Source organism: Micromonospora sp. LOL_024 (genome assembly GCF_048060415.1).
Classification (GTDB): domain Bacteria; phylum Actinomycetota; class Actinomycetes; order Mycobacteriales; family Micromonosporaceae; genus Micromonospora.
Genome location: NZ_JBHMIS010000016.1, coordinates 73,675 through 89,630, shown reverse-complemented (window position 1 = coordinate 89,630; position 15,956 = coordinate 73,675). Strand labels below are relative to the sequence as shown.

The window sequence follows — 15,956 nt, the reverse complement described above, 5'->3', positions numbered from 1 at the left end:
GTCGGTGTCACTGGTTAGCCTCCTGACATGCCGGAGCCGATCGAAGACGTGACTTTCCACGACGAGGACTGGTACGCCGAGGAGCTGGCCGGCCGGCACTTCATCGGCTGCTCCTTCCACCGGGTGGACCTCACCGAGGCGACCAGCGCAGGCGCGGTCTTCGACGGCTGCACCTTCGGCGACGTGCAGTTCAACGTCTCGCGGCACACCGACTCGGCCTTCACCCGGTGCGTGTTCATCCGCTGCAACCTGTTCGAGACGGAGTTCACCGGCTGCAAGGTCGTCGGCAGCGCGTTCGACCGTTGCGATCTGCGTCCGCTGACGGTGAGTGGAGGCGACTGGTCGTTCGTCACCCTCGCCGGGGCCGACCTGCGCGGCGGGCGGTTCACCGGGGTGCGGATGCGGGAGACCGATCTCTCCGGCGTCGACCTGACCGGGGCGACGATGACTGGGGTGGACCTGACCGACGTGCAGTGGCGTGGCGCCCGACTGTCCGGTGCGGATCTCCGCGGCAGCGACCTGACCGGCCTGGACCCGGCGGCGGTCCAACGTGCCGGAGCGGTCATCGATGTGATGCAGGCGGTGACCCTCGCCCACGCTCTCGGTTTCGACGTCCGAGGCTGAGGTCTGCCGCCCGAAGGCGGGTCTGACGATTCTTCTCGACTAGCGCGGAGGGTCTCCTCAATGCGAATGTGAGGCATCCACGTAATCGGGTGGAGTGTGCCGGTGCGAGTCCGATGGTGAAAGTGGAGGGTCGGTGGCGGAGGAACACCCCGCACGGGCAGTTCACGACGGTCAGGCCGCTCGGCACCGCGCACCGGAGACCCGACGACACGTGCCGGCCGCTGTCGGCGAGACCCGTGCCGCGGCCCGTCGGTTGGCCCGGGCCCGTCGGCGTCGCCGCTACCTGGTGGAGGCGGTCGCCGCCGCCGCCGTCGCCAGCCTGCTGGCCCTGGTCGGGTACCTGCAATGGTGGTCGGAGCCTGGCGTTGAGCAGCAGGCCGAGCGGGCGGGCCTGCCTGCGGGCGAAGGCCGCCCGAGCCTGCCCAGCGGCCAGCCGACCGCTCCTGCCGTACCTGGCCTTCGGCCCCGCGAACGTTCGCCGAGCCCCAGCCCGACTGTGCGCCCGGTCGCTCCGCCGCCCCCGTCGGTGCCGATGATGCTCACCGTCGGCCCTTCGGACGTGCCGGCGACGGTTGACCTGACCGAGGCGGGTGAGCGCGACTGGGTGCACTGGGGGCTGGGCGGCGCCGGAGCAACGGTTCGCAAGCGCGACGGCTCGGCCGAGATCCGCGACCTGGGCAGCCAGGGTGAGCGGGCCGGCTGGGATGGCAACCAGGAGCTGTTCCGGTGGCGCGACGGCGAGCCGGTGAGGTCGGCCGGCGCAACACCCGACGGGGTCTACACCTGCGGTGTGGACAGCGGCTTCAGCCTCGCCGTGGTCGCCGACGGCCGTCCGCGCACCGCCACCGTCTACCTCGGTGTGTGGATGGCCCGTGGCCGGTTGGACGTCCGGCTCTCCGACGGCGGCCCGAGCCGGACGCTGCGGCTGGAGGAGCGGCACACCAGTCGGTCCACGGGCGCGACCATCCGGTTCGAGGCGCCGAAGGGTACCCGGCTGCTGCTCGCCTGGACGGTGGAGGAGAGCTTTACCCCGCACTGCGGCAACGTCGGCCTCCAGGCTGTCGCCCTGCGCTGACCGTGGTGGCGGCGGGTCGGGCAACCCGGCGTTGGACGGCCGCCGGTGCGATTCGGCAGTAGCGTGGTCGGCGACCGATCCACGAACCGGGAGGACCGATGACCACAGGCGAACAGGTGCGCGACAGCCCTACGGGCTGGGTGGCCGAGCACATCAACCGTTACGTCGACACCGACGGGGCCGACGGGCACGAGTGGCGGCCGGGCGTCTACACGTTGCTGTTGACCACCCGTGGCCGGCGCAGTGGTGCGTTGCGGCGTACCGCCCTGATCTACGGTCGGTCCGGCGACGGGTACGTGGTGGTCGCCTCTCAGGGTGGTGATCCCCGGCACCCGGCCTGGTATCTCAACCTGCTGGCCGAGCCGGAGGTGCAGGTGCAGGTCGGTGCCGAGCGGTTCACCGCCCGGGCGCGGACCGCCAGCGCCGAGGAGAAGGCACGGCTGTGGCCGGTCATGGCCGACATCTGGCCGGCGTACGACGACTACCAGGCCAAGACCGGCCGGGATATTCCGGTGGTGCTGCTCGAACGCCTCTGACCTGCGCCGTAGTGTCCGCAGCGCGCGGTGGTGCCCCGAACCCGGGGTAGCTGACCTTGATCGGCTGCGGCAGACTGCCGGTGGTCGCCGGCCCTCTGCCGGGTGGACGAGACGATTGGGAGAACCACAGATGCCCGCCTTCGCCCTGGCCCACCTGCGCGATCCGCAGGTCAACGAGGACATCCTGACGTACCTGGAGCGGATCCAGGCGACCCTGGGCCCCTTCGGTGGGCGGTTCGTGGTGCACGGACCGGAGGTGGAGGCCCGTGAGGGCGAGTGGCCGGGCAGCGTGGTCATCATCGAGTTTCCCGATCGGCGGCAGGCGCACGCCTGGTACGACTCGCCCGCCTACCAGGAGATCCTGCCGTTGCGGACCCGACACATCGCAGCCTCGGTCATCATCTTTGACGGCGTCGGCCCGGACTACGATCCCGGTCGCACCGCGGCGGCGCTGCGGGCACAGGTGGGGAACTGAGTCATCGGGACAGTTTGTCCGTCACACCGTGTCGAACGGATCGTACCGTCCTGCTGTCCGTGTTCGACCGTCCTTCGTGGAGTTCAGGCCGATGAGCAGCAGCAGTACCGTCCGTCCGTACCCGTCCACCGGCGAGCGGGCTGGAGTGGGTCTGCGGGAGATCCCCCTGCCGCCGTACGTGAGCGCCGAGGATGCCCAGTTCGCCGTCCGGGCCGTCGTGGTGCACGCGCCACGCAGATGGTCGGGGGGGACGGTCTGCCGCAACGACGCCAGCCCGCATCCGTGCCGGTTGCACCGTTGGGGCACCCGGGTGCTCGCGCTGCGTGGCCTGCACGACGCCGACATCGCCGAGCTGATCGAACGAGGCGACCCGGCCGCTCCGCTGCCTCCCCGAACGGCCGGTTGAGGTCAGGGGGCCGCGCCCGGTTCCGCTCCTGAAACCGGTTCGGGTACCCGTTCGACGCGCGGTCATACCGGCCGATTGATGCAGGATGCTCTATTTGACGGATGTGCCGGCACCGGGCACCGTGGGCAGAGCAGGGGCCCTGAGCTGCCCCGATGTGGCGGTGGACGGCCACCGTCCGGCTTGCCCGCAGATCCGCGAATGTGCGTCCGCACCGGGAGTGCGAGAACACCACGAGGAGTCTCAGCATGCTCACGATGACCGACAACGCCGTCCTGGTGATCCGTGATCTGGCCGCCCAGCAGGCGGTTTCCGAAGGCGGTGGGGTACGCATCGCAGCCGACACCACGGCCGGCTCGCTGACCGTCGAGCTGGTTCCTGCGCCGATCGAGGGGGACCAGGTGGTCGACAACCAGGGCGCCCGGATCTTTCTCGACTCCGACGCCGCCGACCTGCTCGGCGAGGCTTCGGTCGACGCGAGCGTCGACGACGAGGGTGTCGTGCAGTTCGGGTTCACCGAGCAGGAGTAGGGCACGCTCATCCGGCGCGGCGGGTGCGGACCTGCTCTCCTGGCTGCACCGCGACGGCTGACCCGATCGCCGAAACGGCGACACCCCTCTGTCGGTCCTCGTCCCGGTCGATCTCGTGGCTGATCCGGCCTCCGGCGGCGTGTGCCAACGCGAGTTCACCGGCCGGTGCGTGGGCGCAGCCCCATGCTGGTAACGGACGACCATACCTGGGCAACCGACGGCGCTACGTGGCAGGTCAAGGGCGTGATCGTTTGAGCATCTGTCCATTATCAGACAGCCGACCGCCTGGTAGCCGGCCGGGAACACGACATACGTTCGATAGACAAAGGGGGCTGATCGGCGCTGATCCCCCTTAGCCGCCACAACCAACCCAACACGCCGGGGGCGGCCCGGCCCAGCCCGGAAGGGGTGCGATGTCCAGCGCGAGAGCCAGGAGCAGGGGGGCGACCCAGCCGGTGCCCGAACAGGAGGCCACTGCCCGCGCCGAGGCCGAACACACCACCTGTGTCGATTCCGGCCTGCCACTGACCGCGAGGACCCTGTTCGCGGTGGTCAACGCCGACGGCTCCCTGGTCCGAGGGCTGGGTGCGGCGACGGCGAATCGGCTGCGCACCGGGATGTACCAGGTGGTATTCGATCAGGACGTGACCGCCGCCAGTTTCGTCGGCACTGTCGGCCTGACGAGCAGTTCCGGGCTGGCCCCCGCCGGGCAGATCGCGGTGGCCGGTCGCACCGGGATCCGGAACGCGGTCTTCGTGACCACCTTCGACGGTGCCGGAGTTGCCGCCGACCGCCCGTTTCACCTGGCCGTACTCTCCTGACGGTCGCCCGGGTCCCGCACGAGCGCGCGGCGCCGCCAGACCCGAGGGTCACAACGTCGCCGCGCTCGGCCGTCTCCCACCGTCGCAGCCGTGCGGCGGTACGTCGGCGGGGACCTGGCGTGACCGGACGGTGCCGGTCGGTCGTGTCGGTGCCCGATCGGTGCCGGTCCAAACCCCCGGGGCGTGGCCAATTCCACTATCTGCGAACCCCGGCGTGGGCCGGCCCGAGGCGGGGTATGAAGCGGGCATGGAGCACTTCACTATCGCGACCGTCGCCGAGAAGAGCCCGGACTTCCGGCGCGTGCTGTGGACCGGGAACCACACCCAGTTGGTGATCATGACGATTCCGCCCGGTGGCGAGATCGGTGAGGAGGTCCACGAGGGCATCGACCAGATCCTGACCTTCGTCAGCGGAACCGGCGAAGCACGGGTTGCCGGGGATCAGCGCGAAGTGGTGCAGGGCGACCTCGTGGTCGTACCGGCCGGCACCCGGCACAACTTCGTCAACACCGGGCCGAACCCGCTGGTGCTGTACACCGTCTACGGTCCGCCGGAGCACGCCGACCAGGCGGTCCACCAGACCAAGGCGGAGGCCGACGCGGCCGAGGCCGCCGGTGAGGACGAGCCGCCGACCTCCTGAGGTTCCGCTCCCGGCCCCGGGAAGACCCGGGCCGGGGCAAACCCGCCGCACCCGCCGGCCCTCCTCCGTCCCGGCCAGGGCGGTCGACCCCACCGGTTGGCCGCCCTGCAACATTCCTGCAATCCGTAGTTACGGCACCCTCCCACTCCGCGTCCGACATCACGTATCGCTGATCGGCCGTACCGCCGACGCCCCGGGTGGTGGTTCTCGCCCGGGCGTCGCACGTCAGGAAGGCAGGACCGGTACGCCCGTCACGTCGATCGTCTCCGGGTACTTTATGCCCGCACCGGTATTGAGCACCACCACGCGCTCACCGGCGCGGATCCACCCACCGGCGCGCAGCCTGCGGGTCGCGGTCAGGCAGGCCGCCCCCTCTGGGCAGACCAGCAGGCCCTCCTGGGCGGCGAAGTCGCGCAGGTCGGCCAGGATCTCGGCGTCGTCCACCGCGATCGCGGTGCCGGCGGTCGCCCGCAGCGCGCTCAGGATCAACTCGTCGCCGAGCGGCGCGGGTACGTTGATGCCGAACGCCGTGGTGTGCGCGTCCGCCCACGCTCGTGCTCGGCTCTCCCCGGCGGCGAACGCCCGCACGATCGGCGCGCAACCGGTGGACTGCACCGCCACCAGCCGGGGCAACTTGTCCTGCACCCAGCCCAGCTCGCGGAGTTCCCCGAGTGCCTTGTGGATGCCGATCAGCCCCACCCCGCCGCCGGTCGGGTAGACGATCACGTCGGGCACCTGCCAGCCGAGCTGCTCGACGATCTCGTACCCCATCGTCTTCTTGCCTTCCAGGCGGTACGGCTCGCGCAGCGTGCCGGCGTCGAAGACGGTGCCGGCCGCGGCTTCGACGAGCGCGGCGATCTGCCGCCCGGCGTCACTGATCAGTCCGTCGACCAGGCGCAGGTCGGCACCGGCCGCCACGCACTCCCGGCGGCAGATCCTCGGCGCGTCCAACGGCATCGCGATCGTGGCGCCCATCCCCGCGCGGGCCGCGTAGGTCGCCCAGGCGGCGCCCGCGTTGCCGTTGGTCGGCATGGCGATCCGACGGATGCCCAACTCCCGGGCCCGGCTGACGCCCACCGCGGCGCCACGTGCCTTGAACGAGCCCGTCGGGTTCAGGCCCTCGTCCTTGACGAGCAGATCCTCTACGCCGATCCGGGCACCGTACGACGGTGCGCGGAGCATCGGCGTCCAACCCTCGCCGAGCGTGGTGACGCACTTCTGGTCGGCCACCGGCAGCAGTTCCCGGTAGCGCCACAGGTCGGCCGGGCGCAACCCGAACCGCTCCGGCTCGACCACCCTCGCCGCCACCGCGAGGTCGTAACGGGCCAGCAGCGGCGAGCCGCACTCACAGAGGTTCTGCGGTACGCCGGCGTCGTGCTCCCGGCCGCAGCGTGGGCAATCCAGGTGGGTCAGGTGCACGATGCTCCTCGCCGTCTCGACTCGCGTCCGCGCCCCACATTCTCCGGCAAACCGGGCCGGCGCGCCCGGGCGGCGGGTCATACCCCGATCTCGGCATGGCGAGGGCCATCGGGGGTAGGACGGTCGGTATGGAGCGCATCGACCACCCGACCGCCACCCTCCCCGGCGACGTCAGGATTCCTCTGCTCGGCTTCGGCACCTGGCAGGTCACCGGGGATGCCGGCTTCAAGGCTGTGCTCGCCGCGTTGGACGCCGGTTACCGGCACATCGACACCGCCACCATGTACGGCAACGAGGAGGAGGTGGGCCAGGCCGTCCGCGAGAGCGGCCTGCGGCGGGAGGACGTCTTCCTCACCACCAAGCTGCCACCCGAGCGGGTCGGCCGGGAACGGGAGACGATCGAGGCGAGCCTGCGCGCCCTCGGCGTCGACCATGTCGACCTGTGGTTGGCGCACTGGCCGCCGAGCGACGCCGGCGACCTGATCCCGGTCTGGCGGGAGATGCTCGCCGCCCGCGACGCGGGCCTGGCCCGGGCGGTCGGTGTCAGCAACTTCAGTACCGCGCAGATCGACGAGCTGATCCAGGCCACCGAGGAGAATCCGGCGGTCAACCAGATCAGGTGGAGCCCGCGCCTCTACGACCGGCGGCGGCACGCCGAACACCGCGATCGCGGGGTGGTGCTGGAGGGCTACAGCCCGTTCAAGACCAGCGACCTGTCGGACCCGGTGCTGACCCGGATCGCTGCGGCGCACAATGTCTCGCCCGCCCAGGTGGTGTTGCGCTGGCACCTCGACCACGAGATCGTGGCGATCCCCAAGTCGGTGACCCCGGAGCGGATCCGGGCCAACGCCGACATCATCGGCTTCTCGCTGACCGCCGAGGAGATTCGCGACATCGACGCCCTCGGCGGATCCTGACCGTCGACGGCGGCGTCAGGTGGTGGCCGCCGCTGGCGGCTCGTTGTGCGACCAGCGGTACAGGGCGTACCGGCGGCCCTTGTCCTCGACGAAGACCGGGTCGCCGCCGGTCGGCCGGTAGCCGGCCGACCGGGCCACCGCCGTGCTTCCCGCGTTGTCCGCCTCAATCTCCAAGTGAACCGTTGGCCGGTCGGCCACCGAGTGGGCGTACCCGGTGATCAGCCGGAGAGACCGACTGGCCAGGCGCTGACCCCGGTAGGCCGGCCCGACCGAGTAGCCGACGGTGCCCGTTGCCAGGTTGAGCACCACCTCGCCGCGGGCCAGGTCGTCGCCGCTGGTGATGGCGAGGTAGATCCGGGCGCCGGTCAGCTGCGCACGCCGGGCGGTGGTCAGGTACGCCTCGGCGGCGGGCAGGTCGAACGGGGCGGCCACCGGCAGCCGGTACGCCATCTCGGCGTCGTCGAAGATCGCCACCAACTGTCCCAGGTCGCGCTTCGCCCACTGACGCAGGACAACTCCGTCCCCTTCGAGCCGTATGTCCACGATCAGCCCTCACTCCCACTTCCCCCGCCGACCTGCCCGCCGATCTAGGGAGCAACGTCGTTGGTTGATCTCCTCAGACGACGATAACCACTAGATCGACCGGGGTGTGGATGGGCGGGCGGCCGGTCGTCCCGAGCTGTGCTCGGGGCGACCGGCCGAGGTGGGAGGCGATCAGGAGCGCGAGCAGGCGGCGCCGTTGAGGGTGAAGCTGGTGGGGGAGGAGTACCCACCGTTCAGCGTGCCCTGATAGCCGAAGCTGGCCGTGCCGCCGGGGGCGATCGTGCCGTTGTAGCCGACGTTGCGGGCGGTCACCGATGATCCGCTCTGGCTCACCGTGGCGTTCCAGGAGTTGGTCACCTGCTGGCCGGCGGGCAGTGAGTACGCCAACGTCCAGCCGTTGACGGTGCTCGACCCGGTGTTGGTGATCCGCACGTCGGCGGTGAAGCCGTTGTTCCACGAGTTGGCCGTGTACGTCACCGCGCACGCGCCGCTACCCGACGGCGGGGGCGTGGTGGGCGGGGGCGTGGTGGGCGGCGGGTTGGTCGGGTTGCCGCCGCCGTTGACCGCGGTCGAGAAGTTGGTCACCGCCAGACCGACGCCGCCCTGCCAGGGCTCGAACCCGGCCTGGATACTGGTCAGGTACCAGGAGTTCGTGATGGCGCCACGGTTGCGGGTGTCGTTGATGAAGTCCAGCACGCTGAAGTTCAGGCTGGTGATCGCCGACGGCGCGACGTACGAGATGACGTTGTTGCCGCCGTTGTTGCCCCGCCAGACCTCCCAGCTCCGGCCGGCGAGGTTGGCCGTACCCACGGCCGAGCCGATGGGCTGAATCGGGCCCTGCCGGTTGAACCAGATCATGATCTCCATCTGGTTCACCCCGTCCCGCTTGGGCGACGGGTCGAGCCAGATGTCGTACGAGGCGTTGTAGGTGGCCCCGCTGACGTACCGGTAGTTGATGCTGCTGGTCGCGCTGCTGATCTGGCTGACCTGGATCGGCAGGTTGGTGCCGGGGGAGCAGTTGGTGTAGTGACAGCCGACGAAGATCGACGGGTACGCCGTCGGTGCGCCGTTGGTCGGGCTGCTGCCGTTCTGGGTGGTGATCTCGAAGCCGGTGCCGGTGACGTTGATGCACTGCTGGGCGGTGGTGCCCCAGCGGTTGTTCTGCACCACGTAGCGGTTCTGGATCACCGTGCTGCCGTACTGCTCACAGATCACGGTGTCGGCGGAGGCGGTGCCGCCGAGGGCCACGGCGACGATCGAGCTGGCGGCGAGCAGGCCGACGGCCACGGTGGCCCGCAGGGTACGTCTCATGATGCTCCTTGCGCTGCGGCGTCACCCGGACGCCGGGACGGATGCGGACGGAGCGGTCGGAACGCACGCCGACCGGGGTGGATCCGGAAGCGCTCCCATGCTCATCGTCACATTTACATCCTTGAAACAATAGGCGCAACAGGTGAGGTCAAATCGCACCAATTATGACGTCTGTCACGGACGCTACCATCGGCCACCCGCTCATCCCCCGATGGCCGGTGGTCAGCGCCGACGGGTGGAGCGGCCGACGCAGAGGGGTGTCCGCGGCGGACCGGTCGCCTCTGGTGTGCGCCGATTGCGCCGAGTAGTGTCTTGCCTCCAACGCGTGCCGAACCCCTCCGGAGGCGTACACCCCCATGCGTGGCTCCCCCCTGCGCATCCTCGTCGTCGGCGCGGGCATCGCTGGCCTGGCCATGGCCCGCGCGCTGCGCCTGGCGGGATTCCGGCCAGACCTCACGGACAAGGCTCCGCCGAGCGACCTCGCCGACGCCGGCCTCTACCTGCCGGGCAACGCGGCCCGCGCGCTGCGCCGGCTGGACCTCGACGGCCCGGTACGCCCCTTCGGGCAGGTCATCCACCGGCAACGCTTCCTCGACTCGACCGGCGCGCCCCTCTGCGAGGTCGACCTCGACGCACTTTGGGCCGGAGTCGGTGAGTGCCGCGCGCTGCCCCGCGCCGACCTGCACCGGGTACTGCTGAGTGGAGCCGGCGGCGCGGTGCGCCACGGCGCCGAGGTGCGCACCATCAGCCTGCTGCCGGCCGCCGTCGGCGTCACCTTCGTCGACGGCACGCAGACCGAGTACGACCTGGTGATCGGCGCGGATGGGCCGCGCTCCTCGATCCGGACGCTGGCCGCCCTCGGCGGCCCGCCCCGCCCCGCCGGGCAGGTGGTCTATCGCGGTGTCGTCCGCGGTGGCCCGCAGGTGCGGGAATGGACCGCCCTACTCGGCCAGCGGTCCGGCTTCCTGGTGGTGCCGATCGGCGCCGGCCGGCTGCACTGTTACGCGGACGAGGCCGGCACCGCACTGCCGAACGATCCGCTGGCCCGGCTGCGCGAACTCTTCGGCGACTACGGCGGCCCGGTTCCGGAGGTGCTCGACGCGCTCGACGCGGTGCACGCCACAACCACCGACGAGGTCGAGCTCGGGCGCTGGTACCGGGGACGGGTGCTGCTGGTCGGTGACGCCGCCCACGCCACCGCTCCGACCCTGTCGCAGGGTGCCGCGATGGCGTTCGAGGACGCGGTGGTGCTCGCCGAGTCGCTGCACGCCGCGGGCAGTATGGACGCGGCGCTGACCGCGTACGAGAGTCGCCGCAGGCCGCGTACCCGATGGGTGCAGGATCGGACCCGTGACCGCAACCGGACCCGCGACGTGCCGCCCGCGCTACGCGACCCGCTGCTGCGCGGACGCGGCGGCAGAATCTTCGGCGAGCACTACCGCTTGCTTCTCGGCCCGCTGTGATCTAGCCGGACGACCCCACGCGGCGCTGTCACCTGCCGGGGACTATCCTCCTTGCGGATAACGGCCGCCGAGACAGCGCGAGCCGAGCGGGACAACCCAGAACCGGAGGCCACTCGTGACCACCGTCGCACCGAAGCCGGTCGTGACCAGGCCCTGGCCGGTCCGGGAGCCGGTCAAGGGGTCGGCCATCGCGCGGCTGCTGCGGACCACGGACGCGAAGCAAATCGGGATCATGTACATGGTCACCGCATTCGTGTTCTTCATGATCGGTGGCCTGATGGCCCTGATCATGCGGGCTGAGCTGGCCCGGCCCGGGCTCCAGTTCGTGTCGCCGGAGCAGTACAACCAGCTGTTCACGATGCACGGCACGATCATGCTGCTGTTCTTCGCGACGCCGATCGTGTTCGCCTTCGGCAACTATGTGGTGCCCCTCCAGATCGGCGCTCCCGACGTCTCGTTCCCGCGCCTGAACAGCTTCGCCTACTGGCTGTACCTGTTCGGCGGGACCATGGCCACCGCAGGCTTTCTCACCCCTGGTGGGGCGGCGGACTTCGGCTGGACCGCGTACACCCCGCTGAGCACCAGCGAGCACGCCCCGGGCGTCGGGGCGAACATGTGGGTGGTCGGTCTGGCCATCTCCGGTCTGGGCACCATCCTGGGCGCGGTCAACCTGATCACCACGATCCTGACCCTGCGCGCGCCCGGCATGACCATGTTCCGGATGCCGATCTTCACCTGGAACATGCTGGTCACCAGCCTGCTGGTGATCCTGGTCTTCCCGCTGCTGGCCGCCGCGCTGTTCGCGCTGGCCGCCGACCGCCTCCTCGGCGCGCACGTCTACAGCCCGGAGACCGGCGGGCCGATGCTCTGGCAGCACCTATTCTGGTTCTTCGGTCACCCCGAGGTCTACATCATCGCGCTGCCGTTTTTCGGCATCATCAGCGAGATCATTCCAGTCTTCTCCCGCAAGCCCATCTTCGGCTACAAGGGCCTGGTCGCCGCGACCATCGCCATCGCCGGCCTGTCGATGAGCGTGTGGGCGCACCACATGTTCGCCACCGGCCAGGTGCTGCTGCCGTTCTTCAGTTTCCTGAGCTATCTGATCGCCGTGCCGACCGGAATGAAGTTCTTCAACTGGCTCGGCACTATGTGGCGGGGGCAGATCAGCTTCGAGACGCCGATGCTGTGGTCGGTCGGCTTCCTGGTCACCTTCCTCTTCGGTGGCCTGACGGGCGTGTTGCTGGCCGCCCCGCCGATCGACTTTCACCTGCACGACTCCTACTTCGTGGTGGCGCACTTCCACTACGTGCTCTTCGGCACGATCGTCTTCGCGGTCTTCGCCGGCATCTACTTCTGGTTCCCGAAGATGTTCGGCCGGATGCTCGACGAGCGCCTCGGGAAGATCCACTTCTGGCTGACCATGGTCGGCTTCCACACCACGTTCCTGGTGCAGCACTGGCTGGGCAGCGAGGGGATGCCCCGGCGGTACGCCGACTACCTGCCCGAAGACGACTTCACCTGGCTGAACACGTTCTCCACGATCGGTGCCTTCATCACCGGCATCTCGACGCTGCCGTTCATCTACAACTGCTGGAAGTCCTACAAGGCCGGACCGGTGGTCGAGGTCGACGACCCGTGGGGCCACGGCAACTCGTTGGAGTGGGCCACCAGCTCACCGCCGCCGCTGCGGAACTTCGACCGCATGCCGCGGATCCGCTCGGAGCGCCCGGCGTTCGACCACAAGTTTCCCGAGCTGGCCGCCGGGCACTCCCTGGCCGGCCCGCCGGAGGGTGGTGCCAGGCCGCTGACCAGCGAGTCCGACGGCGGTGCCAGCTACACCGAGGACGTCGCCAGCGACATCGACCGCCGCTGACCGCCCTGCCGGCTCACTCTTAGGCTGCCGGGGACGGGCGCCAGCCCTGCCGGGGCTGGCGCCCGTCCCCGGCATTCCCGGTGGGGGTCTGGCTCACCTGACCTGGAAAGCGGTGACGCCAGGAGGGGTGGCGTCAGAGGGCGGTGGGGGTGAGGGCGGAGGCGATGTCGTCGTCGGCGTTCGCCGTGGTGGCCGAGGCGGTTTCGGCGCGGCGGCGGCGCAGCTCGATCGGCAGCACCGCGAGCGCCACCAGGGCGCCGATCGCGCCGGTGACCGCAAAGCCCCACAGGGGCGCCGAGGCGTCGATGACCGCCCCGGCCAGCGGGGCGCCCACCGCGATGCCGACGGTGACCGCCGAGCCGTGCAGGCCCATCGCCTCGCCGCGCACGCTGGCCGGGGCGAGCCGGCTTACCGTGTCGGAGGTGGCCGCGATGGTCGGCGCGCAGAGCGCGCCGGCCGGGACCAGCGCCAGGCAGAGCAGCCACCAGTGTGACCCACCCAGCCCGACCGGGATGGTGCACAGGCTCAACGCGCCCATCAGCGCCACCGCCGAGAACGAGCGGCGGACGGCGCCGTACGCGAATCCGCCCACCAGTGACGCGACCGCCCAGACGGAGAGCACCGCCCCGGTGAAGCCGACGTCGCCGTTCTCGCGAAGCACGGCGATGACCGCGACGTCCGTGCCGCCGAGGACCAGGGTCGCCGCGGCGCTCACCGCGAACACGGCGACCAGGCGCGAGGTGAGCCACTGCCGGCGGGCGATCCTCGGCTGCGGGCCGGTGGCAGCCTCGCCGACGCTGCGTACCGGCGGGTTGAGCAGCCACAGCACCACGCCGGCGGCGACGATGCCCGCCCCGACCAGATAGAGCGTGAGGCGGGCGGAAATGGTGGTGACGCCCACGGTGGCCAGGGCGGGGCCGATCATGAACGACAGCTCGACCGACATCGAGTCCAGCGCGTACGCCGGACGGCGCTTCTCCACCGGCACCAGCGCGGCGACGGACTGCCGGATCACCGAGAAGATCGGCAGCGCCAGCAGGCCGGCGAGAAACGCGGCCGGCAGCAGCAGGAGGTACGACAACATCGGAGCGGCGGACCAGAAGACGGCCTCGGCGACGGCGGTGAGGACCAGGACGGGCCGGAGGCCGTGACGGTCCACCAGGCGGCCGAGCAGCGGGCCGCCGACCGCCGCGCCGACGGTGATCGCGGCACCGGCCAACCCTGCCGCACCGTAGCCGCGCCCGAGGTCCTGAACGACGTAGAACGTCAGCGTGACGCCCGTGGCGGTCAGCGGAACCCGGGCCAGCACGGCAACGAGCAACAACGACCGCAGGCCGGGTAGGGCGAGCGCCTCCCGGTAAGGTTTCATGTTCACGTCGGTCCGTACCTCCGTCGGACATCCTCGACGGCGGGAGGGACACTCGCCAACGAATTACCGGCTCATGCGGTTCTGATCACAGGGACGCCGAGCGTGACGATCCCGGCGCCCTCGAAGGCCCGCAACGCGACGTCGGTGGTGTCCGGTGCGACCGCCGCGGTCAGGTCCAGCAGCACGGTGGTGGTGAAGCCGTCCCGGGCGGCGTCCAGGGCGGTGGCCCGGACGCAGTGGTCGGTGGCGATGCCGACCACGTCGACCCGGTTCACGTCGTGCCGCCGCAGCCAGCCGGCCAGACCTTCGCCGCCCTCGGCATGACCCTCGAACCCGGAGTACGCGGCGGCATGCTCACCCTTGTGAAAGATCGCCTCGATCCGGTCGGTGGCCAGTTCGGGGTGGAACTCCGAGCCGGAGGTGCCGACGACGCAGTGCCGGGGCCAGGTGCTCACGAAGTCCGGTGAGTCGGAGAAGTGGCCGCCGGGATCGACGTGGTAGTCCTTCGTCGCCACGATGTGATCCCAGCGGTCCGGCTCGGCGGCGAGTAGCCGGGAGATCCCGGCCGCCACACCGGCACCGCCGGCCACAGCCAGCGAACCACCCTCGCAGAAGTCCCTCTGCACGTCCACGATGATCAGCGCGTTGCTCACCGATTCCACTCCCTACTGCGCGGTTTCCACGGTGACCGGGATGGCCGGGTCGCCCGCGGAGAGCTTCAGGCCCTCCCACGGGATGGAGATCAGGCAGTGCCGCAGGTGCTCCCGCGACTCGTCGAGCGTCGGCAGGGCCAACGGCTCGCCGTCCGCGACGTACGACCGTTGCGGCAGCCGGTCGTTGGGGCGGTGGTCGGGCACACCCTGAACTACGACGACTTCCTCGACGGCGGTGCCGGTCGGCTTGTGTCGCCGGACGGCCACCTTGCGCCCGCCGATGGTGCCCTTGTGCTCGGACCGTTTGACCACCGGGCGTCCCTCGACTTCGACCAGCTTGTAGACCAGGCCGGCGGTCGGCGCGCCGGAGCCGGTGACCACGGCGGTGCCGGCGCCGTAGGAGTCCACCGGTTCGGCGGCCAGTGCCGCGATGGCGTACTCGTCGAGGTCACCCGAAACGATGATCTTCGTTTCGGTGGCGCCGAGCGAGTCCAGCAACTGCCGGGACTGCTGGGCGATCACGGCCAGGTCGCCGGAGTCGATCCGGACCGCGCGGAGCTTCGGCCCGGCCACCTCGATCGCGGTCCGGATGCCCTGGCTGATGTCGTAGGTGTCGACCAGCAGTGTGGTCTCCGTGCCCAGCGTGGCGACCTGCGAGGCGAAGGCCGCCCGCTCGTCGTCGTGCAGCAGGGTGAAGGCGTGCGCGGCGGTTCCGGCGGTCGGGATGCCGTACCTGCGGCCGGCGGCAAGGTTGGAGGTGAAGCGGAATCCGGCCAGGTAGGCGGCCCGTGCCGCCGCCACGGCAGCCTCCTCGTGGGTCCGGCGCGAACCCATCTCGATCAACGCCCGGCCTCGGGCCGCAGTGACCATCCGCGCCGCGGCGGCGGCCACCGCACAGTCGTGGTTGAGCACCGACAGCACCAGCGTCTCCAGCACCACGCATTCGGCGAAGCCGCCGGACACGGTCAGGATCGGCGAGCCGGGAAAGAAAAGCTCACCCTCGGTGTACCCGTCGATGTCGCCGGTGAACCGGTAGTCGGCCAGCCAGTCGGCGCCCTGCTCGTCGACGACGCCGGTGCGGCGCAGGAAATCGATGTCGGCGGGCTCGAAACGAAAATCGCGGATCAGCTCGACCAGTCGGGTGGTACCGGCGACCACGCCGTACCGGCGGCCGGTCGGCAGCCGGCGGCTGAACGCCTCGAACACGCAGCGCCGGTGGGCCGTGCCATCCCGCAGGGCGGCGCTGACCATGGTCAGCTCGTAGTGGTCGGTCAGCAGCGCGGGACGAAGGGTGTGCACACCCT

17 protein-coding genes are annotated in these 15,956 nt (G+C 70.5%); 11 read left to right on the top strand and 6 right to left on the bottom strand.

Annotated elements, in window-relative coordinates:
- The first annotated feature begins 27 nt into the window (after window positions 1-27).
- The 8 genes from ACFHWY_RS17805 to ACFHWY_RS17770 all read left to right on the top strand — a co-directional run bounded on the left by ACFHWY_RS17805 (window position 28) and on the right by ACFHWY_RS17770 (window position 5,104).
- Window positions 28-624 (top strand): pentapeptide repeat-containing protein, encoded by a 597-nt coding sequence (locus ACFHWY_RS17805; protein ID WP_416581320.1) that lies wholly within the window; start codon window positions 28-30, stop codon window positions 622-624.
- 133 nt (window positions 625-757) lie between these two features.
- Entirely contained in the window at window positions 758-1,699 is a 942-nt protein-coding gene (locus ACFHWY_RS17800; RefSeq protein ID WP_416581319.1) for a hypothetical protein, read from the top strand.
- Window positions 1,700-1,797: 98 nt separating this feature from the next.
- On the top strand, window positions 1,798-2,235 hold the full coding sequence (locus tag ACFHWY_RS17795; RefSeq protein ID WP_416581318.1) for a nitroreductase family deazaflavin-dependent oxidoreductase: 438 nt from the start codon (window positions 1,798-1,800) through the stop codon (window positions 2,233-2,235).
- 130 nt (window positions 2,236-2,365) lie between these two features.
- The gene (locus ACFHWY_RS17790) at window positions 2,366-2,710 is read left to right on the top strand and encodes a DUF1330 domain-containing protein (RefSeq protein ID WP_416581317.1); all 345 of its coding nucleotides are present in this window, start codon (window positions 2,366-2,368) and stop codon (window positions 2,708-2,710) included.
- 91 nt (window positions 2,711-2,801) lie between these two features.
- Window positions 2,802-3,116, top strand: coding sequence for a hypothetical protein (locus ACFHWY_RS17785; RefSeq protein ID WP_416581316.1), 315 nt, complete (start codon window positions 2,802-2,804; stop codon window positions 3,114-3,116).
- Between the two features lie 245 nt (window positions 3,117-3,361).
- Complete coding sequence (locus ACFHWY_RS17780) at window positions 3,362-3,643, top strand: adhesin (RefSeq protein WP_416581315.1); 282 nt, start codon at window positions 3,362-3,364, stop codon at window positions 3,641-3,643.
- Between the two features lie 413 nt (window positions 3,644-4,056).
- Window positions 4,057-4,464, top strand: coding sequence for a hypothetical protein (locus ACFHWY_RS17775; RefSeq protein WP_416581314.1), 408 nt, complete (start codon window positions 4,057-4,059; stop codon window positions 4,462-4,464).
- A 247-nt stretch (window positions 4,465-4,711) separates the two neighbouring features.
- Window positions 4,712-5,104: a cupin domain-containing protein gene (locus ACFHWY_RS17770; RefSeq protein WP_416581313.1), complete on the top strand. Its 393-nt coding sequence runs from the start codon at window positions 4,712-4,714 to the stop codon at window positions 5,102-5,104.
- A 225-nt stretch (window positions 5,105-5,329) separates the two neighbouring features.
- Here the strand turns inward: ACFHWY_RS17770 and ACFHWY_RS17765 are convergent, their stop codons facing one another.
- The gene (locus ACFHWY_RS17765) at window positions 5,330-6,523 is read right to left on the bottom strand and encodes a threonine synthase (RefSeq protein ID WP_416581312.1); all 1,194 of its coding nucleotides are present in this window, start codon (window positions 6,521-6,523) and stop codon (window positions 5,330-5,332) included.
- Window positions 6,524-6,651: 128 nt separating this feature from the next.
- Here ACFHWY_RS17765 and ACFHWY_RS17760 point away from each other — a divergent pair, with 128 nt between their 5' ends.
- Entirely contained in the window at window positions 6,652-7,440 is a 789-nt protein-coding gene (locus ACFHWY_RS17760; RefSeq protein WP_416581311.1) for an aldo/keto reductase, read from the top strand.
- Between the two features lie 15 nt (window positions 7,441-7,455).
- On the opposite strand, the gene ACFHWY_RS17755 is transcribed toward ACFHWY_RS17760, so the two are convergent.
- Both ACFHWY_RS17755 and ACFHWY_RS17750 read right to left on the bottom strand, forming a co-directional pair.
- The gene (locus ACFHWY_RS17755) at window positions 7,456-7,983 is read right to left on the bottom strand and encodes a GNAT family N-acetyltransferase (RefSeq protein WP_416581310.1); all 528 of its coding nucleotides are present in this window, start codon (window positions 7,981-7,983) and stop codon (window positions 7,456-7,458) included.
- A 171-nt stretch (window positions 7,984-8,154) separates the two neighbouring features.
- Entirely contained in the window at window positions 8,155-9,294 is a 1,140-nt protein-coding gene (locus ACFHWY_RS17750; protein ID WP_416581309.1) for a GH12 family glycosyl hydrolase domain-containing protein, read from the bottom strand.
- Between the two features lie 356 nt (window positions 9,295-9,650).
- Here ACFHWY_RS17750 and ACFHWY_RS17745 point away from each other — a divergent pair, with 356 nt between their 5' ends.
- Both ACFHWY_RS17745 and ctaD read left to right on the top strand, forming a co-directional pair.
- Window positions 9,651-10,757 (top strand): FAD-dependent monooxygenase, encoded by a 1,107-nt coding sequence (locus tag ACFHWY_RS17745; RefSeq protein WP_416581308.1) that lies wholly within the window; start codon window positions 9,651-9,653, stop codon window positions 10,755-10,757.
- A 115-nt stretch (window positions 10,758-10,872) separates the two neighbouring features.
- Window positions 10,873-12,630: a cytochrome c oxidase subunit I gene (ctaD, locus tag ACFHWY_RS17740; RefSeq protein WP_416581307.1), complete on the top strand. Its 1,758-nt coding sequence runs from the start codon at window positions 10,873-10,875 to the stop codon at window positions 12,628-12,630.
- Window positions 12,631-12,763: 133 nt separating this feature from the next.
- On the opposite strand, the gene ACFHWY_RS17735 is transcribed toward ctaD, so the two are convergent.
- The 3 genes from ACFHWY_RS17735 to ACFHWY_RS17725 all read right to left on the bottom strand — a co-directional run bounded on the left by ACFHWY_RS17735 (window position 12,764) and on the right by ACFHWY_RS17725 (window position 15,951).
- The gene (locus tag ACFHWY_RS17735; RefSeq protein ID WP_416581306.1) at window positions 12,764-13,999 is read right to left on the bottom strand and encodes an MFS transporter; all 1,236 of its coding nucleotides are present in this window, start codon (window positions 13,997-13,999) and stop codon (window positions 12,764-12,766) included.
- A gap of 71 nt (window positions 14,000-14,070) precedes the next feature.
- The gene (locus ACFHWY_RS17730; protein WP_416581305.1) at window positions 14,071-14,652 is read right to left on the bottom strand and encodes an isochorismatase family protein; all 582 of its coding nucleotides are present in this window, start codon (window positions 14,650-14,652) and stop codon (window positions 14,071-14,073) included.
- Window positions 14,653-14,664: 12 nt separating this feature from the next.
- Window positions 14,665-15,951, bottom strand: coding sequence for a nicotinate phosphoribosyltransferase (locus ACFHWY_RS17725; protein ID WP_416581304.1), 1,287 nt, complete (start codon window positions 15,949-15,951; stop codon window positions 14,665-14,667).
- Window positions 15,952-15,956 lie beyond the last annotated feature (5 nt).